At 65.5% G+C, this 23543-nt stretch carries 21 protein-coding genes and 1 riboswitch; of the genes, 9 read left to right on the top strand and 12 right to left on the bottom strand.

Annotated elements, in window-relative coordinates:
- Positions 1–300 precede the first annotated feature (300 nt).
- On the bottom strand, positions 301–858 hold the full coding sequence (locus DIE29_RS12935; protein ID WP_102042724.1) for a Uma2 family endonuclease: 558 nt from the start codon (positions 856–858) through the stop codon (positions 301–303).
- Positions 859–1063: 205 nt separating this feature from the next.
- Between DIE29_RS12935 and DIE29_RS12930 the strand changes: the two genes are divergently transcribed.
- Positions 1064–1732: a transposase gene (locus DIE29_RS12930; protein ID WP_237269460.1), complete on the top strand. Its 669-nt coding sequence runs from the start codon at positions 1064–1066 to the stop codon at positions 1730–1732.
- 141 nt (positions 1733–1873) lie between these two features.
- Here the strand turns inward: DIE29_RS12930 and DIE29_RS12925 are convergent, their stop codons facing one another.
- Complete coding sequence (locus tag DIE29_RS12925) at positions 1874–2896, bottom strand: porin (RefSeq protein WP_114650094.1); 1023 nt, start codon at positions 2894–2896, stop codon at positions 1874–1876.
- Positions 2897–3144: 248 nt separating this feature from the next.
- On the opposite strand from DIE29_RS12925, the gene rfaE1 reads away from it, so the two are divergent.
- Positions 3145–4470, top strand: a complete 1326-nt coding sequence (rfaE1, locus tag DIE29_RS12920) for a D-glycero-beta-D-manno-heptose-7-phosphate kinase (protein ID WP_114650093.1) — start codon at positions 3145–3147, stop codon at positions 4468–4470.
- A gap of 1 nt (position 4471) precedes the next feature.
- Here rfaE1 and DIE29_RS12915 read toward each other — a convergent pair whose 3' ends face one another.
- The 5 genes from DIE29_RS12915 to DIE29_RS12895 form a co-directional block, all read right to left on the bottom strand.
- Positions 4472–5803, bottom strand: coding sequence for a UDP-glucose dehydrogenase family protein (locus DIE29_RS12915; protein WP_108080772.1), 1332 nt, complete (start codon positions 5801–5803; stop codon positions 4472–4474).
- A 115-nt stretch (positions 5804–5918) separates the two neighbouring features.
- Positions 5919–6581: a sulfotransferase family 2 domain-containing protein gene (locus DIE29_RS12910; protein WP_102042719.1), complete on the bottom strand. Its 663-nt coding sequence runs from the start codon at positions 6579–6581 to the stop codon at positions 5919–5921.
- Between the two features lie 20 nt (positions 6582–6601).
- Positions 6602–7699: a glycosyltransferase gene (locus DIE29_RS12905; protein ID WP_102042718.1), complete on the bottom strand. Its 1098-nt coding sequence runs from the start codon at positions 7697–7699 to the stop codon at positions 6602–6604.
- Positions 7696–8805: a glycosyltransferase gene (locus tag DIE29_RS12900; RefSeq protein WP_102042717.1), complete on the bottom strand. Its 1110-nt coding sequence runs from the start codon at positions 8803–8805 to the stop codon at positions 7696–7698. The genes DIE29_RS12905 and DIE29_RS12900 overlap by 4 nt, the downstream gene beginning before the upstream one ends.
- Positions 8802–9920: a glycosyltransferase gene (locus DIE29_RS12895; RefSeq protein ID WP_162860639.1), complete on the bottom strand. Its 1119-nt coding sequence runs from the start codon at positions 9918–9920 to the stop codon at positions 8802–8804. The genes DIE29_RS12900 and DIE29_RS12895 overlap by 4 nt, the downstream gene beginning before the upstream one ends.
- Positions 9921–10029: 109 nt before the next feature.
- Here DIE29_RS12895 and DIE29_RS12890 point away from each other — a divergent pair, with 109 nt between their 5' ends.
- Genes DIE29_RS12890 through DIE29_RS12865 form a run of 6 tightly spaced genes read left to right on the top strand, consistent with a single transcriptional unit; the run spans position 10030 to position 16365 of the window.
- Positions 10030–11124: a glycosyltransferase family 4 protein gene (locus DIE29_RS12890; RefSeq protein WP_269467241.1), complete on the top strand. Its 1095-nt coding sequence runs from the start codon at positions 10030–10032 to the stop codon at positions 11122–11124.
- Complete coding sequence (locus DIE29_RS12885; RefSeq protein ID WP_102042716.1) at positions 11121–12401, top strand: O-antigen ligase family protein; 1281 nt, start codon at positions 11121–11123, stop codon at positions 12399–12401. Before DIE29_RS12890 ends, DIE29_RS12885 begins: the two co-directional genes overlap by 4 nt.
- Entirely contained in the window at positions 12398–13444 is a 1047-nt protein-coding gene (locus DIE29_RS12880) for a glycosyltransferase family 9 protein (RefSeq protein ID WP_102042715.1), read from the top strand. The genes DIE29_RS12885 and DIE29_RS12880 overlap by 4 nt, the downstream gene beginning before the upstream one ends.
- Positions 13441–14529, top strand: a complete 1089-nt coding sequence (locus DIE29_RS12875) for a glycosyltransferase (protein ID WP_102042714.1) — start codon at positions 13441–13443, stop codon at positions 14527–14529. Before DIE29_RS12880 ends, DIE29_RS12875 begins: the two co-directional genes overlap by 4 nt.
- Positions 14526–15596 carry a glycosyltransferase gene (locus DIE29_RS12870; protein ID WP_114650092.1) on the top strand — a complete coding sequence of 357 codons (1071 nt, stop codon included), beginning with the start codon at positions 14526–14528 and terminating at the stop codon, positions 15594–15596. Before DIE29_RS12875 ends, DIE29_RS12870 begins: the two co-directional genes overlap by 4 nt.
- A gap of 1 nt (position 15597) precedes the next feature.
- Positions 15598–16365: a polysaccharide deacetylase family protein gene (locus tag DIE29_RS12865; protein ID WP_114650091.1), complete on the top strand. Its 768-nt coding sequence runs from the start codon at positions 15598–15600 to the stop codon at positions 16363–16365.
- Here DIE29_RS12865 and msbA read toward each other — a convergent pair.
- From msbA to cobU, 5 genes are all read right to left on the bottom strand, one after another.
- Positions 16356–18188 (bottom strand): lipid A export permease/ATP-binding protein MsbA, encoded by a 1833-nt coding sequence (msbA, locus tag DIE29_RS12860; protein WP_102043302.1) that lies wholly within the window; start codon positions 18186–18188, stop codon positions 16356–16358. The genes DIE29_RS12865 and msbA overlap by 10 nt on opposite strands.
- A gap of 72 nt (positions 18189–18260) precedes the next feature.
- Complete coding sequence (gene cobC / locus DIE29_RS12855; RefSeq protein WP_102042711.1) at positions 18261–18812, bottom strand: alpha-ribazole phosphatase family protein; 552 nt, start codon at positions 18810–18812, stop codon at positions 18261–18263.
- On the bottom strand, positions 18797–19567 hold the full coding sequence (locus DIE29_RS12850) for an adenosylcobinamide-GDP ribazoletransferase (protein ID WP_114650090.1): 771 nt from the start codon (positions 19565–19567) through the stop codon (positions 18797–18799). Before DIE29_RS12850 ends, cobC begins: the two co-directional genes overlap by 16 nt.
- 10 nt (positions 19568–19577) lie before the next feature.
- Positions 19578–20615: a nicotinate-nucleotide--dimethylbenzimidazole phosphoribosyltransferase gene (gene cobT / locus DIE29_RS12845; RefSeq protein ID WP_114650340.1), complete on the bottom strand. Its 1038-nt coding sequence runs from the start codon at positions 20613–20615 to the stop codon at positions 19578–19580.
- A gap of 110 nt (positions 20616–20725) precedes the next feature.
- Entirely contained in the window at positions 20726–21274 is a 549-nt protein-coding gene (gene cobU / locus DIE29_RS12840; RefSeq protein ID WP_102042709.1) for a bifunctional adenosylcobinamide kinase/adenosylcobinamide-phosphate guanylyltransferase, read from the bottom strand.
- A 58-nt stretch (positions 21275–21332) separates the two neighbouring features.
- A riboswitch (cobalamin riboswitch) is annotated at positions 21333–21576 on the top strand.
- Positions 21577–21702: 126 nt separating this feature from the next.
- Between cobU and DIE29_RS12835 the strand changes: the two genes are divergently transcribed.
- Positions 21703–23511: a TonB-dependent receptor domain-containing protein gene (locus DIE29_RS12835; protein ID WP_102042708.1), complete on the top strand. Its 1809-nt coding sequence runs from the start codon at positions 21703–21705 to the stop codon at positions 23509–23511.
- Positions 23512–23543: the final 32 nt, after the last annotated feature.

Genomic DNA, 23543 nt, shown 5'->3' with positions numbered 1-23543 from the left:
GCGCCAAAGCTCGTCGGTGTCGGGGGTTTGGTTTTTGCAAAAGTAGCCAGCGATTCCGCACATTGTAATCAAATTGGGGACAGACCACGGTATTTCCGCGCCATCGGGACTTGCTTTGCGCTGCGGTTGGGTAGGAGCGGCCAGCCTCGCTGCCTAGCAGGCCGTTGAAAAACTACTGCGGTGGGCCATCTGCGGCGTTGCGCGGTGCGCGCTCGCTCGCCTGTCTATATGATAGGCTGTGGTCGCTGCGCCCCGTACGCCTTGCATCTGGCCATCCTCGCTACGTTTTTCAACGGCCTGCTAGGTCAGATCCTCGAACGCCTCCGCCACGCTAAGCTTCATCGCCACGCTTTCCAGCGACAGCGTGCCGTCCGTTCCGGCCTCGAAGAACAGCCAGTGGTCGGCCTCGCGGCGGTACAGTTCCAGGCGCCGATGGTCTACATCCACCAGCAAATATTCCTGCAGGCTGGGCAGTTTACGGTAAGCGGCGAATTTTGTGCCGCGATCATACGCGGCGGTCGAATCCGAGAGCACCTCGACCACCAGCACCGGATGCTCGATGACCAGGTCCGCACGGCGGTCGCGCTCGTCGCAGGTCACCATCACGTCCGGGTAGAAATAGGCCTCTGCCGCTTCGACGAACAACTTCATGTCGGCCACGAAGGCCTGGCAGGGGGTGCCTTTCAGGTGGTTGCGCAATGCCGCGTGTAGCGCCCCAGCGACAAGGGCATGTTCCCGCCGTACACCCACCATCGCAAACACCTCGCCGGCAAGGTATTCGTGCTTTTCGGGCTGTTCGGCTTCCCAGCTCAGATAGGCTTCGCGGTTCAGCGGGGCTGCCGGTTGTGCTTTTCCCATGGCGGTACTCCAGTCTGCGTGGGGTGTGGTCACCCGGAGACTGTATTGGACCTCACCGGGGTGGTCAATTCAGCTGGGGGCAGACCACGTTTTCAGGTGGCATGATACGTCCTGAAAATATGCATAACAGTTAAACTGCGGTCCGTGACCAGCGTGGAGGCCAAGCATGCCCCGTCGTCCCCGTCTGTCCCTGCCAGGGGTGCCTATGCACATCGTCCAGCGCGGCAACAACCGCCAGGCCTGCTTCTTTGCCGAGGAGGACTACATCCTTTACCTCGACTGGCTGCGGGAGTACGCACAGCGTGAAGCTTGCCGCATCCACGCCTATGTGCTCATGACGAATCACGTGCACCTCCTGCTCAGTGCTGACCGTGCCGAAGGCCCCGGCGCAACCATGAAAGCCCTGGGGCAGCGCTACGTTCAGTATGTCAACCGCAGCTATCGTCGAAGCGGAAGCCTTTGGGATGGGCGCTATCGTTCCTGCCTGGTCCAGGATGACGCCTATCTTATCAACTGCATGCATTACATCGAATTGAACCCGGTGCGTGCCGGCATGGTGGATCGGCCGGATAGCTATCGCTGGTCGAGCTACCGGGCCAACGCACTTGCGGCGCATGATCCGGTGGTGTCACCCCACGACACCTACTTAGCATTTGGAGGAACACCAGCTGAGCGAGCCGAACGCTACCGGAGCCAGTTCCCGCACATGCCGGACCCCGCGACCATCTCCGAGATTCGTGCTGCTACCAATGGCAACTACGCCCTAGGCAACGACCGCTTCGCCGCAGAAATTGCCCTGGCGCTGGGAAGGCGCGTTACGCCGGGCAAGCCACGAAAGCCGGCCAACGACAGCAGCGGCTCGTTGTTGGAGTAGTGCAGTAGGAAAGTGGGGGTAGAAAACGTGGTCTGTCCCCTGTTCAGTTCAGGGGTAGAAAACGTGGTCTGTCCCCTGTTCACAAAGAAAACGAACGGGCGCCGAAGCGCCCGTTTTGTGTTCCGTACCGTACGGGGACGATTAGAACTTGTGGTTCACACCCAGCGCGTAAGCCGTTTCGTTCTCGCCAGTGGCGCCGAGAACAGAACCGAACGCGGCGTTGTCGTCGTTGCTGGTGCGGTTGATGCCGGCGTACAGGGTGGTACGCTTGGACAGGCCGTAGGTGTAGGCCAGCGCGTAGGAGGTGGCATCGCGGTCGGCGCGGTCATCCGAACGCTTGCCCACCGCGGCATGGATGTTGCCAGCGCCCACCGGAATGATGGCGCCCAGGTAGGCCACTTTGGCGTCGTAGTCGGAACCCGCAGCCGGTTCGAAGTTGGCCACTTGATAGCTGGCAATCAGCTTGGCCACGCCGAAGTCATAGGAAGCGCCGATGTAGTGCTCGGCAACTTCGTTCTTGGTCAGATCTTCGGTGTTGTGGTAGACATAGCTGATGCCCAACGGACCGTTCTTGTAGTCCAGACCCAGGCCGAGGTCATTGCTGTCGTTACGGTCGTCGCCGACTTCAGTGCCGCTGGTACCGGTGAACGAGTAGATGGCGCTGGCGGTGAAGCCGCTCATGCTCGGGGTCTTGTAGGTCAGCGAGTTATCCCAGCGCGCAGCCGAACCCGGGTTGATGGACAGGCCGGCGCTCAGCACGGCTTGCGGATCCAGCGGACCGGCAGAGACGGCCGAATGCGTGACGGTGGCGAAATAGCCCGGGGCATACTGGCGGCCCAGGGCGACCGCACCAAAGCCGCCTTCCAGGCCCACCCAGGCTTGACGGTGGAATTGACGGCTGCTATTCGGCTCGCCGTCGTCGATGTTGAAGCCTTGCTCCAGGACGAAGGAAGCCTTCAGGCCGTTGCCGAGGTCTTCAGTGCCCTTGAAGCCGATGCGGTTGCCAGCCAGGCCGCCGCTGATCAGGCCGGTGGCTTTTTCGTCGCCGGCCTTGGAATAGCCAACGAAGGTATCCAGAACGCCGTAGATGGTCACGTTGGACTGGGCGAACGCCGGAGCGGAAACCAGGCCGGCGACAGCCAGCGCGATCAGTTTCTTCTGCATGTAATTCTCCTCTTGCTTGAAGTGGAGGTCGCGGTGTCCCGCGGCCTGTTGAGACCTCTCATAACGAGAAGTTGGCCCGATTCTGCGAATACAGCTGGGTGTGTGCAAGCTTTGGTGGCAGAAAAGCGCTGATTTCATTCAAACTTGTTGCATCGGTGCAACATGCGTGGGCGGCTCGTAGTCGGCGGCGGGGGGGGGGGCGAAGCGTGGGATAATCGGCGCCATTTTCGCAGCCGGGTGTCGAATTCATGCTTTCTGCCTTGCCTTCTTTCGAGGATGTCCGCGTGCTGGTGGTGGGCGATGTGATGTTGGACCGCTACTGGCACGGTGCGACTGCGCGTATTTCGCCCGAGGCGCCGGTGCCGGTGGTGCAGGTGTGCGCCGATGAGCTGCGCGCCGGCGGTGCCGGCAACGTGGCGATCAACGCCGCGGCGCTCGGTTGTCAGGCAACGGTGGTGGGTTTGGTGGGGGAAGATGAAGCCGGCAGCGTGCTGGGTGAGCGCCTGCGCGCGCAGGGCGTGGCTTGCCGCCTGGAAGCCGTGGCCGGGGTGCCGACGATTACCAAATTGCGGGTCATCAGCCGGCATCAGCAGCTGATCCGACTGGATTTCGAGGAACGCTTCGATGCCCGGCACGCGCCGCGGGTGACCGCTGCGGCGCTTGAGGCTTTGCCCGGCATGCAGGCGCTGATTCTGTCTGATTACGCCAAGGGCACGCTGGCCGAGGTAGCGGCGCTGATTGCAGCGGCTCGCCAGCGGCGCATTCCGGTGGTGGTCGATCCCAAGGGGACGGATTTTGCGCGCTACCGGGGGGCCACCGTGGTCAAGCCCAATTTGGCCGAATTCGAGGCGGTGGTGGGGCGGTGTGCGGATGAGGCCGAGTTGGCCGCGCGCGGCGCGGGTTTGTGTGAGGCGCTGGAATTGGAGGCGCTGCTGATTACCCGCAGCGAACGCGGGGTGACATTGATTACCCGCGGTCAGCCGGCCTGGCATTTGCCGGCGCGAGCCAAAGAGGTGTTCGATGTGACCGGCGCGGGCGATACGGTGGCAGCGGTGCTGGGGTGCGCGCTGGCCGCAGGCTTAGGGTTGCGGGATGCGACCGCGCTGGCCAATCTGGCTGCCGGCATCGTGGTGGGCAAGCTGGGCACCGCGGCGGTGTCGGTGGCCGAACTGCGGGCCGAGTTGAGCGCACAGGCACCGCTACCGCAAGGGGTGATCGATACCGCACAGGCGGTCGAGGCGGTGGCCAAGGCGCGTGCGCAAGGCGAGCGCACGGTGCTGGCCGCGGGGCGGTTTACGCCTTTCGATGCGCAGTCTCTGGCCTGGCTGGAGGCGGCCGCGGCGCTGGGCGAGCGCCTGTTGGTGGCGCCGCTGGCGGACGCGCAGGCGGTGGCTATTTTGGCGGCCTTGCGAGCGGTGGATTGGGTGGTGCCGCTTACCGATACGGCCGCGCTGACAACCCTGGCGGCAGCGGCACGACCGGATGTGCTGGCCGTGCCTTGCGGCACCGCGCTGCCGGCAATGGCGGCCGGTGTGACGGTGGTGGAGCTGCCGGCCGGCCGCGCGCTGGGATGAGTTACTGCGGCCGGCCAATGGCGTGATAGGTCCAGCCTTCGGCGCGTAGGCGCTCCGGGGGGTAGAGGTTGCGGCCGTCGAAAATCAGCTTGGCTTTGAGCCGGTTTTGCATTTCATCGAAGTCCGGTGCGCGGAATTGCTGCCATTCGGTGCAGATGGCCAGCGCATCGGCGCCGTCGAGCGCGGCGTATTTGTCGGCGGTGAGCACGAAGTCCGGCCGCTCGCCGTAGATGCGGCGGGCTTCGCGCATGGCCACCGGATCGAAGGCGCGTACCGTGGCGCCAGCTTGCCACAGTGCTTCGAGCAGGGTACGACTGGGCGCTTCGCGCATGTCGTCGGTATTGGGCTTGAAAGACAGCCCCCAGAGGGCAAAGGTCTTGCCGGCCAGTGCTGCTTCGCCGCCGAAGTGGCGGGCGATTTTGCCGAACAGCACGGTTTTTTGACGGTTGTTGACCGTCTCCACGGCGCGGATCAGCGGTGCGTCGTAGCCGATCTGGCGGGCGGTGCGCTCCAGTGCCTGCACGTCCTTGGGGAAGCAACTGCCGCCATAGCCGCAGCCGGGGTAGATGAAGTGGTAGCCGATGCGTGGGTCTGCGCCGATGCCTTTGCGCACTTCTTCGATGTCCGCACCAAGGCGTTCGGCCATGTTGGCCAATTCGTTCATGAAACTGATCTTGGTGGCCAACATGGCGTTGGCGGCGTATTTGGTGAGTTCGGCGCTTTTGACGTCCATGAACAGCGTGCGCTCATGGTTGCGGTTGAACGGTTGGTAGAGTTCGCGCATCAGCTCGCGGGCGCGCGCCGAATCGGTGCCGATGACGATGCGGTCGGGCTTGAGAAAGTCGCCCACGGCCGCACCCTCTTTGAGAAATTCCGGATTGGAGACCACATCGAAGGGCAGGCGCAAAGCGCGTGTTTCCAGGGTTTGTGCGATGCGGGCGCGCACTTTGTCGGCGGTGCCGACCGGCACCGTGGATTTATTGACGATGACCCGGTAGTCGGTCATGTGCGCGGCGATGCTCTCGGCCACGGCCAGCACGTATTGCAGATCGGCCGAGCCGTCTTCGTCCGGCGGCGTGCCCACAGCGATGAACTGGATGGTGCCGTGGGCGACGGCGCGCGCGATGTCGGTGGTGAAGGCCAACCGGCCCTCGGCGACGTTGCGTTCGACGATAGCGTCCAGGCCGGGCTCCCAGATGGGCAGGATGCCGCGGTTGAGTTGGTCCACTTTGTCGCGGTCGATGTCGATGCAGACCACGTCGTGGCCGACTTCAGCCAGGCAGGCGCCGGTGACGAGGCCGACATAGCCGGTTCCGAAAATACTGAGTTTCATGTTGGCGGCAATTGGTTGAGACGGTCAGACGGTGGCCGGGCGCAATGCGCGCGCCCGGCGCAGGGTGTGTGGCGAGTGCTCAGTGCGCAGTGTATACCGTGGGCGGGGGCGCGGATCAGTCCGGGTCGAAACGGTAGCCGAAAATGCGGATGTCCGCCGCGAAGTGCTGGGCGACCCGCTCGGCCAGTTCGTCGCTGTAATAGCTGCGGTAATCCTTGCGCCGGTCGGTGGCTTGGCGCTTGTGCAGCAGTTTGGGCGCCGGAATGCCGATGCGCCGGCAGGCTTCGTTGAAATCGTCGGTCAGTCGCTCGTAGCGGCCGATGAAATCGACCAGGACGTTGCCGCGCAGGTCGATCACGTAGTCGCTTTGCAGTTCGATGCTGGTGTCCACATGAAACTGGTAGGGGCGTTGCGGATCGAGTTTCCAGCGCATGAATTGGTCGAAGGTTTCGATATGGCGCATCAGGTGCGGCCGTTCGCGGCGGATGTGGTGGAAAGAGCTGACCTGCAAATCCCACGGGTTGCGCACAAAGACAAATTTGAACAGTTTGTCGAAGGTTTCTGCCGGCAGCATTTCTTTGGCGGCAATGATCTTGGCGTGACGCGGGAATTTGATTCCCAGCCGATGGCCGGACAGGGCCGACAGCCGGGAGCATAAAAACTGCACCGGGTACCAGGGATCGCGCAGGCGCAGCGGCCGCAGGGAGTCGCGCACCGAGGTGCCGCCGGTTTTGGCGATGTGGACGAACAGGAAGTTGTATTTCAGTGACAAGAGCATTGGGCGGTCTCCATGCCCGGTCAAACCAGGCCGAGGGCATCCAGATAAGCCGCGGCGGCAGCGTCGCGGTGGTAGGCGGCTACGGCGCTTTTCAAGGTGGCCGCCGGCAGAGGGGCGTCGAGGGTACGCGCCATGGCTTCGGCCAGCGCGTCGGCATCGCCGACCGGCACCAGGGGGCCGAAGCGGCCGCCGTCGAGCAGCTCGCGCGGGCCGCTGGGGCAGTCGGTGGCCACGCTGGGCGTGCCCAGCGCCAGCGCTTCGGTCAGCACATTGGGCGAACCTTCCCAGGCGGAACTCAAGACGAACAAATCGGCGCGCGCCATCCAGGCGTAGGGATTGGGTGTGAAGCCCGGCAGGGCCACGTCGGCGGCCACGCCCAGCGCTGCGGCGAGCGCTTGCAGCCGGCTCCGTTGACGGCCTTCGCCGAGAATCACCAGCCGGGCCGGGCGCTGTGCGCGCAGGCGGGCAAACGCGCGTATCAGGGTGGGAAAGTCCTTTTGCTCGGTGAGTCGGCCGGCGCCGAGGATCAGCGGACAGCCCCGCGTGTCAAACCACGGATGGTCGACCGGCTGCGCGGCCAGTTCGGTCAGGCGCGGGCTCACCACAGGATTGCGGATCACTTGCAGGCGTTGGCGCGGCAGGCCGGTCAGTTGCAGGGTGTCGTCGAGCACGCCGGCCGACACGCAGACCAGTCGATCGACCGCGGGGTAGAGCAGCCGCATCGGGGTGACTCTGAGCCAGCGGGCCAGGCCGGAACGTCCTTCGAGCGCGGCCGACAGATTGGTGCCGAGCCGGCCGACGATGCGCACCGGGCTTCTGGCCAGCCAGCGGGCCAGAACGGCTGCGCGGATCGCCCGGTCCTTGGCGGCCAGCAGCGCAGCCGGACGGCTGCGGCGCAAGTAACGCGCCAACGGCCACACCGCCAGGGCGCTATGGCGCACACCGAGATCGACCAGGCGCACGCCGGGCGGCAGCGCGCCAAGATGCGCACTGTCGGCGCGAATGGCCAGCAGATCGACAATGATGCCGCGCGCGGCAAAGCCTTCGATCAGGTTCAAAACCATGCGTTCGACGCCGCCTTCGCCGGAAAACGAGACCAGGACCGCCAGAGGATTCACTGAAACTCCCCAAAGCCCAACGCGGCCAGATAAGCGCGGGCGCTGGCTTCTGCGGTGTAGCCCTGGACCGCGGCGCGTGAGACCGCTGCCGGGGTTGGCGTATCGAGTTGCCGCAGCAAGCCGGCGGCAACCGCGGCGATATCGCCCACCGGCGCCAGCGCGCCATGACGCCCGCCATCGAGCACTTCGCGCGGTCCGCTCGGGCAGTCACAGGCGACGCTGGGCGTGCCCAGCGCCAGCGCTTCGATGAGCACCACGGGCATTCCTTCCCAGCGCGAGGTCAGCGCAAACACGGCCGCCTTGGCCATCCATGGATAGGGGTTGGGGCAAAAACCGGGCAGTGCCACGTCGGCGGCCACGCCCAAGTCGACCGCCAGCTTTTCCAGCGCAACCCGTCGGCGGCCTTCGCCCAGAATCATCAGACGACAGGGGCGGCACGCGCGCACTTGGGCAAATGCGTGTAACAGGGTGGCAAAGTCTTTGCGCTCTGACAGTTCGCCGACGCCCAGAATCAGCGGCGGCTGCCCGGCCGCAGCCCAAGGGTGATCGATGGGTTCGGCCGCCTTGGCCGACAGTTCCGGGGTGACGATCGGGCTGGGCACCACGCGAATGGCTTCGCGCGCTACACCGGCGAAGGCGGCCAGATCGTCGGCGGCCCCGTGCGAGGGCACGAGCAGGCCGTCGGCCAGGCGGTACAAGGTGCGCATCGACCAGCTTTGTACCCAGCGGTCGGTGAGGCCCCGGCTGGCCAGATCCACCGATACGGTCGTGCCTTGCCGGAAATACAGGCGGGTAGCGGTGCGGGCCAGTCTTTGGGCGCAGAGCGCTGTTCGGTTGACCCGGTCTTTGTCGGTCAGCAGAGCCTGTGGGCGTGTGCGGCGCAGGTAGCGGACCAGCGCCGGCAAGGCGGTGTAGACATGACGTGCGCCCAGCCGCAGGTGACGCATGCCGTCGGGCAGCGCATCGAAGTGCGGGCCGTGGCCGTCGATGCCCAGCACATCCACCCGCAGGCCCAGGCGGGCGATTTCCGGCACCAGGTTGCGCAGCACCCGATCGACGCCGCTGTGCCCGGAGGTGGCGGCGAAAATGGCCAAATCGATCTTCATGCGCACCGGGCTCCGTCGGCCAGCAGGCGCTGGAACAAGTCGTGATAACGTCGGGCGCAGGTCTGAACGGTGTATTCGCCCACTGCATCGATGCGGCGCTGAGCGTCGCCGGGTTCGTCCAGCGCCCTCGCCATGGCGGCTGCAAGGGCGGGGACATCGTCGACCGGCACCAGCGGCGCGACTTCGCCGCCGCGCAGAATCTCGGATGGGCCGCTCGGGCAATCGGTTGCCACCACCGGCACGCCGATCGCGAGCGCCTCGGTGAGCGCATTGGGCGATCCTTCCCAGCGCGAGGACAAGACGAACAGAGCGGCCCGCGCGAGATAGCGGTATGGATTGGCATCGAAGCCCGGCAAAGCGAAGTCTGCGGCCACACCCAGCCGCACGGCCAGTTCGGACAACGGCCGGCGCAATCGGCCTTCGCCAAGAATCATCAAACGACAGGGACGTTGGGCGCGCACCCGGGCAAAGGCCGATAGCAGGGTGTCAAAGCCCTTCGCGGTGCGCAGCCCGCCAACGGCGACGATCACCGGCGGTTGTCCGGGGGCAAACCAGGCATGGTCGAGCGCCTCGGCCGCATACTGCTGCAGGGCGGGTGTTATCACCGGATTGCGGATCAGGTGCGTGCGTTCGGCCGGAAGATGGGCAATGGCGGCAATGTCGCGCACCACGCCCTCGGAATTGCCCACCACCGCTGCCGCTGCGCCGTAGACCTTGCGGATCAGGCGATAGGCGTACCAGCGCTTGAATCTGCTTCGCCGGGCCAGACGCTCGGACACCGTGGTGCCGGGGCGCATCACCAGCTGAAACGGCACACCCGACCAGCGCCGGGCCAGCACCGCCGCGCGCCCGGCCTTGTCTTTGCCGCACAGTACGAAATCGGGACGGAACTCCTTGAGGTAGCGGCGCATGAAGGGCTGAATCTCGAACACGCCCGAGCGTGCCGATTCGATCAGGCGAACGTGCGGGTGAAGTCGGTCCAGATAAGGCGCCTGCCGGGACCGCGTGAGGAAATCGACTTCCACACCCAGATCCGCAAGGCCGCCGGCGAGATTGACCAGCATGCGCTCGACGCCGCCATCACCATACGAGGGGATGAAAATTGTTAGGCGCATTTACGGGCTCCAGGCGAAGGGCGAGAGTATACCCAAGCCTTGCGCCCAGTCCATGCTGGCCCGGGCGGCCGAGCCGTGCGGCTATAATCCCGGCTCTTTGATCCAGCCCATGGGCGTGATGCCGCCACAGATCATTTACCTTGCCCGAGGTCGTCCGCAGCGGCCACGGGCCAATCTGATCCAAACCTTGCATACGGTTCAGGCCCTCGATGAGGCCGGCGCACGTGTGCGCTTGTATGTGCCGCCGGTGCCGCAGGGGTTCGATATGCCGGGGTTTCTGGCGGGAATGGGCATTCATCGCCCAATCGACATCCGCCCCACGTGGATGCTGCACAGCCGCTGGCGGGCTTGGCCCATGCTGTGGCCGATGCGCGCTGCGCTGCGCCGGGCCGAGGTGGTCTATACCCGCGTACCCGAAATTTCGCTACAGCTGGTGCGTGCCAGGGTGGCGCATTTCCTGGAAGTCCATGATACCGCCAGCCTTGCGGCCGAAGGCTGGATCGCACCGCTGCGTGCCGCGCAGTCGAGCGGTTTGCTGCGCGGTTTGACGGTGATCTCCGGCGCGGGCCGGGAGGCGTTGGTCGCAGCGGGCTTCGATCGCGCACGCATGGCGGTGCTGCCCAGCGGCGTGGATGTGCAGGCTTTTTCTCGCGTGCCGCCGCCTGCGGTGGAGGATTTCGCCCGTCCCACGCTTGTTTATGTCGGTCGGATCAGCGCCGATCGCGGCCTGCCGTTGTTCGAGCGCATTGCCGCGGCAGGTTTTCCGGTTGTGCTCATCGGCCCGCAGGACGATGCGGTGAGCTGTCGCTTGGACAACCTTGTGCTCGAACCGGCCGTCGCCCACGCCGAGGTGCCATCTGCGCTCGCGCGGGGTGCCGTGGCGCTGATGCCTTATCAAACCGACTTGCGTCACGCGGCAACGATCAGCCCGATCAAGCTCTTCGAGGCGATGGCCGCCGGCCGGCTGGTGGTGGCCTCCGATCTGCCGCCGATCAGGGAGGTTGTTCGGCATGGCGAAAACGGTGTGCTGGTGCCGCCGAACGATCCGGGTGCGTGGATCGAAGCGCTGCATCGGATCAAAAACGACCCAGTTGCCGCGAAAGCGATGGCCGAGGCAGGACGGCATGCCGCCCGGGCGTATGGCTGGGATAGCCGCGCCAGAAAATTACTGTCCTTCGTGGGCGTCGAGGCTGTGCGCGCATGAACCGACTGTATCGAGTCGGCATTTTCGGCCTGGGCGTGTTCGCGTTGTCGTGCGTCTGGAAAACCGCTCCGGGCCATCTCGGCCTTGCGTTGAGCCTGCCGGCCGCCTTGGTCGCCGTTTGGCAAGACCGTCGCCGGTTTTGGGACGCAGCAAATCTGCTCGCTGCAGTCCTGGCAGTGTGGCTGTGCGTGCGTTACCTGCTGCAAACCTGGGGCGGGCTGGCCGAGGCTGGATTGCTGAAACCCACCGATGTTTTCATCGACTGGCTCTGGCCGCTGCTGTTTGCCCCCTTGGCAATGCTGCCTTGCCAGGATCCGCTGCGTCGCTTGAAGAATCTGTGGCTGTTGGCCATGCTCGGCTTCAGTTTTGGAATTGGCGCTTACCTTTGGCAGCGCGGCCTGGATGTGCTGTGGTCGGGCGAGCGGTTGGGGTTTCATCTGGACCGTCCGCTGGGCGTTGGCCTCTATGCCGGCAGCTTTGCCTTGGTGTTGATTGCCACGGCGCGCCAGTGGTGGGCGGTCACCGGCGCATGGCGCTGGCCGGCGCGCATGGCCGGGGTGGTGCTCGTTGCGCTCAATCTGCAAGTGCTGTTGTCCACTCAGAATCGCAGCACCTTCTTGGCGCTAGCGGTCGTCGGGGTGGGAATGGTCGCGGTCGCGGGCTGGCAGGTGTTGCAAGGCCGTCATCGGCTGCGTCTGCCGCCGTCCTTGGGGGCGGTTGGCGCGCTGATTGCGGCCGTATTGCTGAGCGGCAATTTTTACCTCGTCCAGCAGCGTATCGACGCGGAGGTCGCTGTCATCCAAACCGTGTTCGACGACGGACTGGAGGCGGCGCCCGCGGCTTCGGCCACGGTGCGGCTGCGTTTGTGGCAGTACGCTTGGCAGCGCTTTGCCGATGCGCCGTTGGTCGGTCACGGTTTTGGCGATGTCAGGGAGATCATCGAGCGCGATCTGAGGCCGCGTGCGGCGCTATTGGAAGGCGAGCGCTATGACCATTTGCACAACAGTTATCTGCAAACTTTGTGGAGCCAGGGGACGATCGGCTCGGTGTTGTGGCTGGCCTTGGCATGGGTGCTGGTGCGCGATGCCGTGCGCGCCGCACGTGGGCAACCTCAGTGTCGGGCAATGCTGCCCGCGATGTGGGCGGTACTGACCTTCACCGCGGTCTGGGCGATGTTCGACTATCGGCTCTCGCATCCGGATATGCGCTTTTTCTCGATTCTGTTGCTCTTGTCGTTGCGTTTGCTGGGCATGTGCCGTGCGCAGGAGGAACAATGAACCGCGTACTTCTCGTCCGCAGCTCCGCCATTGGCGATGTGGTGTTTGCCTCGCCTTTTGCCGCGGCAATCAAGCGCACCTGGCCGCAGGCGTATGTGGCGTGGCTGGTGGAGCCAGGCATTCATGAGTTGCTGGCGGCCGACCCCTGCATCGATGAATTGATCCTGTGGCCCAAAGGCGAGTGGAAGCAGCTTTGGCAGGCGCGGCGGTTCGCAGCGCTATTTCAGCGCATCCGCGCATTCCGTGCCCTGTTGCGGGCCAAGCGCTTCGATGTCGCCATCGATATGCAGAGCCTGCTCAAAAGCGGTCTGCTGACTTGGTTGTCCGGTGCGCCGCGCCGTATTGGGCTGGGTTCGCGTGAGGGCAGCCAATGGTTGATGACCGAGTGCGTGCCCAAAGGCGGTATTCCGGGGCGCATCGGCGCCGAATACCGCGCTCTGGCCGAACGGCTGGGGCTGGAGGCCGGTGAGTTTTTGCCGCGGCTGTGCATTGGCGAGGCCACCGAGGCCCGAGTTCAGGCGCTGATGACCGTGCATGGACTCAGACCTTCGCGTTTTGCGGTGTTTGCGCCCTTTACCACGCGCGCGCAAAAGCACTGGTTTGAGGATGCCTGGCAGGCGCTGGCGGCCAAGGTGCGCGATGAGCTGGGGCTCACCCCGGTGATTCTGGGCGGTCCGGCAGACCGCGAGGCCGCAGCGCGCTTGGCTGCGGCTACAGCCGGCACGATCGCTCTGGCCGGTGACACCCGCCTGCCCGAGGCGGCCGGCCTGATCCGTCATGCCGGTTTGCTGGTGGGCGTCGACACCGGGCTCACCCATATGGGCGCGGCCTTTGCCACGCCCACCGTGGCGCTGTTCGGCTCCACCCGCCCTTACCTGGATACCGGCCGCGCCAATGGCCGGGTGATCTGGCTGGGGCTGGCGTGCTCGCCCTGTCGCCGCCGCCCGACCTGCAACGGGGCGTTTACCTGTTTGCGTGAGATTACCGCCGAGCGTGTCATCGAGCAGGCCCGGGCCGTACTCGGCGTGGCGAACAGGTCATGAAAGTGCTGCATATCGAAGCCGGTCGCCATCTCTACGGCGGCGCCCGGCAGGTGCTCTATATCGTCGAAGGGCTGGCGCGGCGCGGGGTCGAAAACCTGCTCGCCTGCCCGACCGGCAGCCATATTGCGCGCGCCGCGAACGCCCATGCCCGGGTGGTGGAGCTGCCGATGAAGGGCGATCTGGACATCGGGCTGGCGGTTCGCTTGCGCCGCCTGATCGCCGCTGAGCGCCCCGATCTGGTTCATGTGCATAGCCGCCGCGGCGCGGACCTGTGGGGCGGGGTGGCCGCCCGCCTGGCCGGGGTGCCATGCGTGCTGTCGCGCCGCGTGGATAACCCCGAGGCGCGCTGGGTGGTGGCAACCAAGTACCGGCTGTACGATCATGTGCTGACCATTTCGGAAGGCATCCGCCAAGTGTTGCTGGCCGAAGGGCTTGCGCCCGAGCGGGTGTCTTGCGTGCGCAGCGCGGTCGATCCCACGCCCTATCTGATCGATTACGACCCGTGCGCCTATCGCGCGCAGCTGGGGTTGCCGCCGGATACCTTGCTGGTCGGTATGGTGGCGCAATTGATTGCCCGAAAGGGGCATCGCTATCTTTTGGCTGCACTCCATGAGGTGCTGCCCCGACACCCGCGGCTCAAAGTGTTGTTCTTTGGTCGCGGTCCGCTCGAAGCGGCGCTGCGCCAAGCCATTGCGGAGCAGGGGCTGGCCGACACGGTCCGCCTGATGGGCTTTGTGGACAACCTGCCGGACATCCTGGGCTGTCTGGATTTGCTGGTGCATCCGGCCGACATGGAAGGCTTGGGGGTGTCGTTGTTGCAGGCCGCAGCCGCCCGGGTGCCGATCATCGCCAGCCGTGCGGGCGGAATGCCCGAGGTGGTGCGCGACGGCGAAAACGGTCTGCTGATTGCGCCCGGCGATGTGCCGGCCTTGGCCGCGGCGATGAACCGATTGTTGGACGATGCGCACTTGCGCGCGCGCATGGGCGAAGCCGGCCGGACGCTGGTGCTGCGCGAATTCTCGATCGAGGCGATGTGCGAGGGTAATCTCGCCATCTACCGTAAGGTTCTGGAGAAGCTCGGATGAAATCCCTGCACATGATCGGCAGTGCGCAAATGGGCGGTGCCGAGCGCTGGTTCCTGCGCTTTGTCGCGGCCATGCGGCGTCATGGCCAAGCCGTGGAGGTGGCGGTGCGGCGCGGCTCCGAACTGGCCCGGCATCACCTTGCCGGTATGGCCTGCCACGAATTGCCGTACCGCACGGTGTGGGATCCGTTTTCGCGCCATGCCGTCTCCCGGCTGATCGCCCGCAGCGATGCGCCGATCGTGCAGACCTACATGGGCCGCGCCACCCGCTTGGCCCATCTCGAACCCGGTCGCGGCAAGGTCCATGTGGCGCGCCTGGGGGGGTATTACAAACTCGACCCCTTCCGCCATGCCCACGCCTGGATTGGCAATACCAAGGGGTTGTGCGACTGGATGATCCGCGGCGGCCTGCCGGCCGGGCGGGTGTTTCATATCACCAATTTTGCCGATCCGGTGCGTGCGGTGGCCGACGACGAGCTGGCGGCGCTGCGTAGGCGTATCGACCTGCGCCCGGAAGATTGCATTTTGCTCACCGCCGGGCGGCTGATCGAGGTCAAAGGCCACCGCTACTTGATCGATGCGATGAGCCGTTTGCCCGCCGAAATCGGCGGCCGGCGTGTGCGTCTGGTGGTGCTGGGCGACGGCGAATTGGCCGACCGGCTGGCCGAACAGGCGCGCCAGGCCGGTGTGGCGGAGCGCATCCTGTGGGCGGGTTGGCAACATGATCCGGCGCCTTGGTTTCATGTGGCCGACATGGTGGTGTTCCCTTCGCGGGATGCCGAGACCCTGGGTAACGTCATCCTGGAGGCCTGGGCCTATGGCAAACCGCTGGTGGTCAGCGCCTTCCGGGGCGCGCGCGAGATCACCCGGCCGGGCGAAGACGCCTGGGTGGTGCCCTGCGACGATGCGGCGGCGCTGGCGGCGGGCATCGAGCAGGTTCTGCGCAACCCCGACCTCCAGGCGCGGATGGTGGCCAACAGCCGGGCCCGGATTGCGCGCGACTTTTCCGAAGCCGCGGTGATTGCCCAATACCGTGAGTTGTACGCCCAATTGCTGGACAATCGATAAGATGCACCAGGGTATCAACATCCTCATGTATCACCAGGTGGGCGAGTTTGCGCCGATGAAGGCGCACCGCTCGACGTACTGCGATCATCGCCGTTTTGCCCGTCAAATGGCCTACCTGGCCCGTTTTGGCTACACCGTGCTGTCGATGGACCAGGTGTTGGCTTGTTTGCGCGGCCAGGCGCCGGTGCCGCCGCGCGCGGTGGCACTGACCTTCGATGACGGCTATGAGAATTTCTACGAGTACGCCTATCCGGTGCTCCGCCAGCATGGCTTTCCGGCCATGGTGTATGTGATCTCGGGGCTGCTCGGTCAGCCGTCGAGCTGGTTTGCCAAGGATGGCCGCGATACGCCGCCGTTGATGAGCGCTGCGCGGATTCGTCAATTGCATCGTGAGGGCATCGACTTTGGCGCGCATTCGCTTACCCATGTCAAACTGGCCGAGCAGCACCCGCAGCGTATCCGTGAAGAAGTCGTCGGTTCCAAGCATGCTCTGGAAGACGTGCTGGGGGCTGCGGTCGGGCATTTCTGCTATCCCTATGGCAGTCATGACCTGCGGGTGGTCGACGCGGTGGCCGAAGCCGGCTACCAGTGCGCCACCACCTGCGTGCGCGCGCCGGCGACCCGCGATGACGATCCGCTGACGCTGCCGCGCAAAGCGGTGTCCTGGGGTGACAACCTGGTTGGCTTGTTCTGGCGGTTGCACTTCAAAAACACCCCCAAAACGGCGCCGATCCGCCGTCCCGGGCAATCTTTCGCAGCTCAGCGCTGAGCCGCGGGGGGCTGGCCGCGCTCTTCCAGCCCCATCGCTTGCAGGCGCGCATAAACGCCTGCGCGCGCCACCAGTTCCGCATGTGTGCCGCGTTCGACGATGCGCCCCGCCTCCATGACCAGAATCTGGTCGGCGCGCTCGATGGTGGATAGGCGGTGGGCGATGACCAGGGTGGTCCGCCCGGCCATCAGGCGCTCGATCGCGTCCTGGATCAAGCGTTCGGACTCGGTGTCGAGCGCCGAGGTGGCTTCGTCCAGGATCAAAATCGGGGCGTTTTTCAGTAGTGCGCGGGCGATGGCGATGCGTTGGCGCTGACCGCCGGAGAGCAGCACGCCGTTTTCCCCGATTTGGGTATCGAAGCCTTGCGGCAGGCGCTCGATGAACTCCCGGGCGTTGGCGGCCTCGGCCGCGGCAACGATCTGGTCGCGGCTGGCGCCGGCCAGCTCGCCGTAGGCGATGTTCTCGGCCACGGTGCCGTTGAACAGCGTGACCTGTTGGGTGACCAGCGCGATGTGACGGCGCAGGTTGGCCAGCCGATAGTCGCCGACCTCGATGCCGTCGATCAGAATGCTTCCCTCGCTGTGGGTATAAAAGCGCGGAATCAGGCTGGCGAGCGTGGATTTACCGCTGCCGGACTTGCCCACCAAGGCGATCATCTGTCCCGGCTCGGCGCTGAAGCTGATGTCGCTGAGCACTGGTCGGTCGTGCCCCGGATAAGTAAAGGCCAGCCCGCGCACTTCGATGCGGCCTGCGATGCGCGCACGCTCGACGGTGCCGTGATCCGGTTCGCGCGGCTGATCCAGTTGTTCGAAAATACTTTCGGCCGCGGCTACACCCTTCTGGATTTTGGCGCTCACCCCGCCGAGCAACTGAATGGCGCGCGGCAGCAAACCGGCGGCGGTGATATAGGCCACCACATCGCCCGCGGTCGCATCGCCGCGTGTTTTGAGCACCATGAACAACAGCGCGCCCATGGCGGCGTAGATGAGCAGGCTCATCAGCATCGAAAAGGTTTCTTCGGTGCGCACCATTTTGAGCTGGCGGGCGATGTTGGCCTGATTGGCGCGCTCGAAGCGCTCGCTTTCATAGCGTTCGCCGCCAAAGCTGCGCACCACGCGATAGCCCTGGATGGTCTCGGAGGCCACATGGGTGACATCGCCCATCGACGCCTGGATGCGTTTGCTCAGTTTGCGGAACTTGCGGCTGGCCGCGGACACCAGCCAGGCAATCAGCGGCAGCACCACCAGCAGCGCGATGGTCAGCCGCCAGTTCATCCACAGCAGATAGGCCACCAGGGCCACAACGGTGAGCCCTTCGCGGAACAACACCTTGACCGCATCGGTGGCTGCGGCGGTGACCATGGTGACGTTGTAGGTCACCCGCGAGACCAGATGGCCGGAGTTATGCGCATCGTAGTAACGGTTGGGTAAGACCAGAAAGCTGTCGAACAACTGTTTGCGCAGGTCATGGATCAGCCCCAGCGACAGTTTGGACATGCTGTAGTTGCCCAGGAAGGAGCCTGCCCCTTGCCACAGTGCAATGGCCACCACCATGACCGGCACGGCGAACACCAGCTCCAGGCGGTCGATCCAGGCCACGCCGGTGCCGATCGGCTGCTCGGGGTTGGCCAGTCCATCGACGAAAAACTTGAACACGCTGGCCAGCGCGGCCTTGGCCGAGCCGGCAATGGCAAAGCCGATTACGCTCAAACCAAAGAAGCCGATATATGGGCGTACATAACCGAGCAGGCGCAGATAGATGCGCAGGCCGCTGGCGCCATCTTGCGCACCGGGCCGATAAGGGGCGGTTTTCATGGCGCGCATGGTATCACCGTGCGCCGTCCGCCACGCCGGGTTGCGCCAATGGGGGGCGGTGCGCAAACCGGCTTGCGGCCGCTAGCGGTTGAACCATTTCAGCACTACGCCCCAGGGCGCAACGTCCAGCCGGGTGGCGTGACCGCAGGCAAAATCCAGCCCCAGCCAGCGTTCGGCCGGCAGGCCAAGCAGATGCCCGGCAATGACCCGCAGCGGGCCGCCATGGGCCACCACCACGACGGCCTGTTGCGGGCCGGCGGCCATCAGTTCGTCCAGCCAGGCCAGCACCCGGGTGCTCATTTCGCGGGCGGATTCGCCACCCGGCGCGCGAAAGCCCAGCGGGTCGCGCGACCATTGGTCGAGCGCGCTGCCCAGGCTGTCGAAAGTCCGGCCTTCCCACTGACCGAAGGACATCTCTTTGAGGCGCGCATCCAGACGCGGCTCGCCCAGCGCTTCGGCCAGCAGGCGGGCGCGCGTCAGTGGGCTGGCGTGCAGTGCGTACTCGGCCGGCAGCAGCGGGCGCAGGCGTTCGGCCACCGCGGCGGCCGGCTCAGCCAGGCCGATGTCTTGCTGGCCGTAACAGATGCCGGGGGCGATGTCCGGCTTGGGGTGGCGGATCAGGTGTAGTTCCATGCAAGCAAAATCCCAAGATAGCAGGCCAGCTCGCTGCCCTGCTGGGCGGCACCGAGCAGATCGCCGGTGTAGCCGCCAAGGCGGCGCAGAAAGACGCGCGCCGCCCACAGCGTGAGCGCGGCCACCGCAGCCAGCGCGGCGGCCGCTTGCAGCGGTGCCAGCAGCACCAATGGGGCAAGACCGCAAGCGGCTGCGGTAAGCAGCTCACTCGGGCGCAAGGCGCGCGCCAGAGGTTTGGATTTCGAGCTTTCGTCTTCGCGCACATAAGGCAGCCAATGGATCAGGCTGGTCGAGGCCAGCCGCGACAGCGGATGCGCGGCGAACACTGCGAGTGCCGCGGCGGCGTGGCTGTGCGCGGCCAGCTCCACCAACGCCGCCGCCTTGGCAAGTAGCATCAGCATCACGCCCACGGTACCGTAGCTGCCAATGCGCGAGTCTTTCATGATGCTGAGCACTTGCGCCTTGTCCCAGCCGCCGCCCAGCCCATCGCAGGTATCGGCCCAGCCGTCTTCATGGAAGGCGCCGGTGAGCCGGATGGTGGCTGCCATCGACAGGATCACCGCCAGTGAAACCGGCAGCACCTGTGCAAGCGCGAGGAAGGCGCCCGCGCCTACTGCGCCCACCACCCAGCCGACCAGCGGAAAATAACGGGCGGCGTGGTTGAGGCGCTCCGGTGACCACGGCACCCAGGCCGGCACCGGGATGCGGGTGAAAAAGCCCAGGGCGATGAAAAAGAGTTCGAGCTGGTAGCGCATGGGGGCCGGATCAGGCGCTGCGGCCGCTCACGCTGGCCGATTCGAAGCTTGCCATTTCGGTGAGAAAGCCCACCGCGGCTTGCACCAGCGCAAAGGCCAGCGCTGCGCCGGTGCCTTCGCCCAGGCGCAGGTCGAGGTCCATCAGCGGCTCGGCCTGCAGATGGGCAAGCTGTACCCGGTGGCCGGGCTCCTGCGAACGGTGGGCGAACACGCAATAGGGCAGCAGCGCCGGGTCGATGGCATGGGCGGCGAGCAGCGCGGCGGTGACGATGAAGCCGTCGATCAATAGCAGCATGCGGCGCTCGGCCGCGCCCAGCATGGCGCCGGCCATCATGGCGATCTCGAAGCCGCCATATTCGGCCAGTGCCGCGATGGGGTCGGTGGGGCGGCCGCCACGCGCCAGCGCGGTCTCCAGCAGCGCGCGCTTGCGGGCTAGACCTGCGTCATCCAGCCCGGTGCCGCGCCCGGTGACCGTGGACAATGCCGCGCCGGTCAGGCAGTGGGTAAGCAGTGAGGCGGAGGCGGTGTTGCCGATGCCCATTTCGCCAAAGCCTACGCAATTGCAGCCGTTGGCGGCCAGGGCGTGGGCGAGTTCGCGGCCGCGGCTGAGGGCGGGGCGCACCGTTTCGACATCCATTGCCGGCCGCTCCAGGTAGTTGGCGGTGCCGGGGCCGAGCTTGGCGTCGATCAATCCAGGGCGGCGGCCAAAGTGGTGATTCACCCCGGCGTCGATCACGGTGAGGCCCAGTCCCATCTGCCGGCAGAACACGTTGATTGCCGCGCCGCCGGCAAGAAAGTTCTCCACCATCTGCCAGGTGACGTCCTGCGGATAAGCGGACACTCCAACGCGGGCTGCGCCGTGATCGCCGGCAAATACCATGATGTGCGGCTGACGCAGTGCCGGCGCTTCCGTGCCTTGCACCAGGCCGATCTGCAGCGCCAATGCCTCCAGGCGGCCGAGCGCGCCGGGGGGCTTGGTTTTGCGGTCGATTTTGTGCTGCAACGCTTGGGTCAGCGTGGTGTCGGGCGTTGGGATGGCAAATTGCATATCGTGGGCGGGTGGGTTGGGCAAGTCGCGGTAGCGCTTGGTCAGTGGCCAGCCGATGGCTGGCGCAGGCAAGGCGACATCGAGTGTCCGGTTTGCGCGCTGCGCAAAGTCTAACCTTGCTTGAGCACCAGCGGCAGACCGGCGGCGACGAAGGTGACGGTGTCGGCCAGCTGCGCAAGTTGCTGGTTGAGGCGGCCGGCTTCATCGCGAAACAGACGCCCGAGCGGGGTGTCTGGCACCAGCCCCAGCCCGACTTCGTTGGCCACCAGGATGATTTGGCCGGGCAGTTGCGGTAAGGTGCTCAGCAGCGCGTCGCGCTCTGCGGCAAAAACAGGCAATGCGCTGGCGTCTTGGCCGGGCGGCAGTGCGTCGGCGCCTTCGAGTAGATTGGCCAGCCACAGGGTGAGGCAGTCGACGATCAGGCAGTGGCCTGGGGCGGCCTCGCGGCGCAAGGTGGCGGCCAGCTCGCGCGGGGTTTCCAGGGTACGCCAGGCCGATGGCCGGTCTTGCCGGTGGCGGCGGATGCGTGCGGCCATCTCCTGATCCAGGGCTTGCGCGGTGGCAATGACGGTGACGGCCGCGCCGCTGGCCCGCGCACGCTGTTCGGCGTGGCGGCTTTTGCCGGAGCGGGCGCCACCGAGAATCAACTCGACGCTCATCAGCGGTTGCGCTCTACAAGTGGTGACGAACGCGCTATTATCCGCCCCGCACCCGTACAGGGTGCAAGGCGTTTCAGGTGCCCGGCGGCGGTCCGCGCCAAAGGGTTAAACGGGAAACAGGTGCGCGGCTCTTTGCCGCTAGTCCTGTGCTGCCCCCGCAACGGTAGGTGAGCGTAAGGCGCATCAGACACGGCCACTGGGTCGATCGGGACCCGGGAAGGCGATGCGCTGCGTCCGCACGGCAAATATCCGTGCCGGCTCAGCTCACAAGCCCGGATACCGGCCTCGAACGCACTGGCGGATGTGCCGCGGGGTGGCGGCGACGGGCGCGTTTCCTCACTGCTCTCGATTGCCCTCGCGTGCGCATCGTATCGACGGTTGCCGCGTCGTGCGGGGACGCCTGGCGCGGTTGAGGGAGCATGAATCGAATGAAAACCTGTTTGTCCGCGGCGGCTCTTACGCTGGCTGCCGCTCTGCCATGTTCGGTGTCGGCGCAGGCGAGCGTAGAAAAAATCGCCGAGCCGGTGGTGGTGACCGCTACCCGTCAGGCCCAGCGTGCCGACGAAGTGTTGGCCAGTGTCGAAGTGATCGAGCGCGAACAGATCGAACGCGCGGGTCAATCGACCCTGATCGACTTGCTACGTGCGGTCGCCGGCGTGCGTGTGGCCAGCAACGGCGGGCCGGGTTCGAATGCCAGCGTGTTCATCCGCGGTGCCGAGGCGCGCCACGCGCTGCTGTTGATCGACGGTGTGCGCGTCGGTTCGGCAACCACTGGGCAGGCTACGCTGGAGGCGATTCCGCTGGCCATGGTCGAGCGCATCGAAGTGCTGCGCGGTCCGGCCAGCGCGCTGTACGGTTCCGAGGCCATCGGTGGCGTGATCCAGGTGTTTACCCGCAAAGGCCGCAGCGGCTTCGATCCGCAGGTTTTCCTGGGTTATGGCAGCGACGACACCCTCGAGGCCAATGCATCGCTGTCGGGCGGCGTCGAGCGCTTCCGCTATAGTCTCACCCTGGGGCAGGACCGCACGCGCGGTTTCGACGCCCGCAGCACAGGCGCGCATGATCCCGACCGGGATGGTTTTCGCAACGCCTTCGTGAGCGCCAATCTGGCGCTCGGGCTGCGCGAGCGCGACGAGATCGGCATCGATCTTTATCAGTCCGACGGGCGCAACTGGTACGACGCCAACCTGAGCTACAACGCCTATCTCGACAAGCGTCTCGATACGGTGGGGGTTTATGCCATCAACCAGCTTGCCGAAGGGTGGCGCAGCACGGTGCGGGTGGCGCGCAGCCGCGACCGCCTAGACAACCGAAGCTCCACAGCGCAAGCGTCGAAGTTTTACACCACCCAGGACCAGTTCTCCTGGCAGCATGACATCGACTTGCCGTTGGGCGTGCTGATGGCGGCTTTCGATTACGTCAAGAGTCAAGTGGATAGCACCACCGCCTATACGGTCGATGAGCGTACCGTCAAGGCGTGGTTGCTGGGCTGGTCGGCGAAGGCGGGCGCGCACAGTGTGCAAGTCAATCTGCGGCGTGACGACAATTCGCAGTTCGGGGGCAAGACCACCGGCCTGCTGGCCTATGGCTATGACATCGATCCGGCGTGGAGCGTGCGCGGCAGCATCGCCACCGCTTTCAATGCGCCGACCTTCAATCAACTCTACTGGCCGGATACCGGCTGGGGCGGCGGTAATCCCGAGCTCGAACCCGAGCGTGCGCTCAACCGCGAAATCGGCCTGCGCTGGAAAGATGGCCGGCAAAGCGTGGAAGCGACCTACTATGACAACAAGGTGCGCGACCTGATCAGCGGTTGGCCGCCGGTCAATGTGAACGAAGCCCGGCTCAAGGGCCTGGAGCTGGCTTATCGGGTGGCGCTGGGCGAGCTCGACCTGCAAGTGGGCATGGACTGGTTGCGTGCCCGGGATGAGGCCACCGGCAAGCGTCTGGCACGCCGGGCGCGCAGCGCGGCCTTCGTGAAAGTGGATCATCGCGTCGGCAAATGGTCTTATGGCATCGACCTCAACGGCCAGGGGGATCGTTTCGACAACGCCAGCAACAGCGAGCGCTTGGCCGGCTACGGTGTGGTCGATGCTTATGTGCATTACCGTCTGACCCCGGATTGGCGCGTGGAAATGCGGGCGAACAACGTGCTGGACAAGCAGTATGAACTGGCCAAAGGTTATGCCACGGCCGGTGCCAGCTATTTTGTCGGCTTGCGCTACGCGCCGCGTTGACGCCCCGTGGCCACCGTCGATCAGCGTCTCGC

The sequence above is a fragment of the Pseudothauera hydrothermalis genome, assembly GCF_003345255.1.
Lineage (GTDB): Bacteria > Pseudomonadota > Gammaproteobacteria > Burkholderiales > Rhodocyclaceae > Pseudothauera > Pseudothauera hydrothermalis.
The sequence above is the reverse complement of the archived record's forward strand: the minus strand, read 5'-3'. Positions and strand labels throughout refer to the sequence as shown.

Excerpts from the sequence above, each read along its gene's own strand:
- DIE29_RS12935 (WP_102042724.1), bottom strand. The coding sequence starts at position 858 with ATGGGAAAAGCACAACCGGCAGCCCCGCTGAACCGCGAAGCCTATCTG.
- DIE29_RS12930 (WP_237269460.1), top strand. The coding sequence starts at position 1,064 with ATGCACATCGTCCAGCGCGGCAACAACCGCCAGGCCTGCTTCTTTGCC.
- DIE29_RS12925 (WP_114650094.1), bottom strand. The coding sequence starts at position 2,896 with ATGCAGAAGAAACTGATCGCGCTGGCTGTCGCCGGCCTGGTTTCCGCT.
- rfaE1 (WP_114650093.1), top strand. The coding sequence starts at position 3,145 with ATGCTTTCTGCCTTGCCTTCTTTCGAGGATGTCCGCGTGCTGGTGGTG.
- DIE29_RS12915 (WP_108080772.1), bottom strand. The coding sequence starts at position 5,803 with ATGAAACTCAGTATTTTCGGAACCGGCTATGTCGGCCTCGTCACCGGC.
- DIE29_RS12910 (WP_102042719.1), bottom strand. The coding sequence starts at position 6,581 with ATGCTCTTGTCACTGAAATACAACTTCCTGTTCGTCCACATCGCCAAA.
- DIE29_RS12900 (WP_102042717.1), bottom strand. The coding sequence starts at position 8,805 with ATGAAGATCGATTTGGCCATTTTCGCCGCCACCTCCGGGCACAGCGGC.
- DIE29_RS12895 (WP_162860639.1), bottom strand. The coding sequence starts at position 9,920 with ATGCGCCTAACAATTTTCATCCCCTCGTATGGTGATGGCGGCGTCGAG.
- DIE29_RS12890 (WP_269467241.1), top strand. The coding sequence starts at position 10,030 with ATGGGCGTGATGCCGCCACAGATCATTTACCTTGCCCGAGGTCGTCCG.
- DIE29_RS12885 (WP_102042716.1), top strand. The coding sequence starts at position 11,121 with ATGAACCGACTGTATCGAGTCGGCATTTTCGGCCTGGGCGTGTTCGCG.
- DIE29_RS12880 (WP_102042715.1), top strand. The coding sequence starts at position 12,398 with ATGAACCGCGTACTTCTCGTCCGCAGCTCCGCCATTGGCGATGTGGTG.
- DIE29_RS12875 (WP_102042714.1), top strand. The coding sequence starts at position 13,441 with ATGAAAGTGCTGCATATCGAAGCCGGTCGCCATCTCTACGGCGGCGCC.
- DIE29_RS12870 (WP_114650092.1), top strand. The coding sequence starts at position 14,526 with ATGAAATCCCTGCACATGATCGGCAGTGCGCAAATGGGCGGTGCCGAG.
- DIE29_RS12865 (WP_114650091.1), top strand. The coding sequence starts at position 15,598 with ATGCACCAGGGTATCAACATCCTCATGTATCACCAGGTGGGCGAGTTT.
- msbA (WP_102043302.1), bottom strand. The coding sequence starts at position 18,188 with ATGCGCGCCATGAAAACCGCCCCTTATCGGCCCGGTGCGCAAGATGGC.
- cobC (WP_102042711.1), bottom strand. The coding sequence starts at position 18,812 with ATGGAACTACACCTGATCCGCCACCCCAAGCCGGACATCGCCCCCGGC.
- DIE29_RS12850 (WP_114650090.1), bottom strand. The coding sequence starts at position 19,567 with ATGCGCTACCAGCTCGAACTCTTTTTCATCGCCCTGGGCTTTTTCACC.
- cobT (WP_114650340.1), bottom strand. The coding sequence starts at position 20,615 with ATGCAATTTGCCATCCCAACGCCCGACACCACGCTGACCCAAGCGTTG.
- cobU (WP_102042709.1), bottom strand. The coding sequence starts at position 21,274 with ATGAGCGTCGAGTTGATTCTCGGTGGCGCCCGCTCCGGCAAAAGCCGC.
- DIE29_RS12835 (WP_102042708.1), top strand. The coding sequence starts at position 21,703 with ATGAAAACCTGTTTGTCCGCGGCGGCTCTTACGCTGGCTGCCGCTCTG.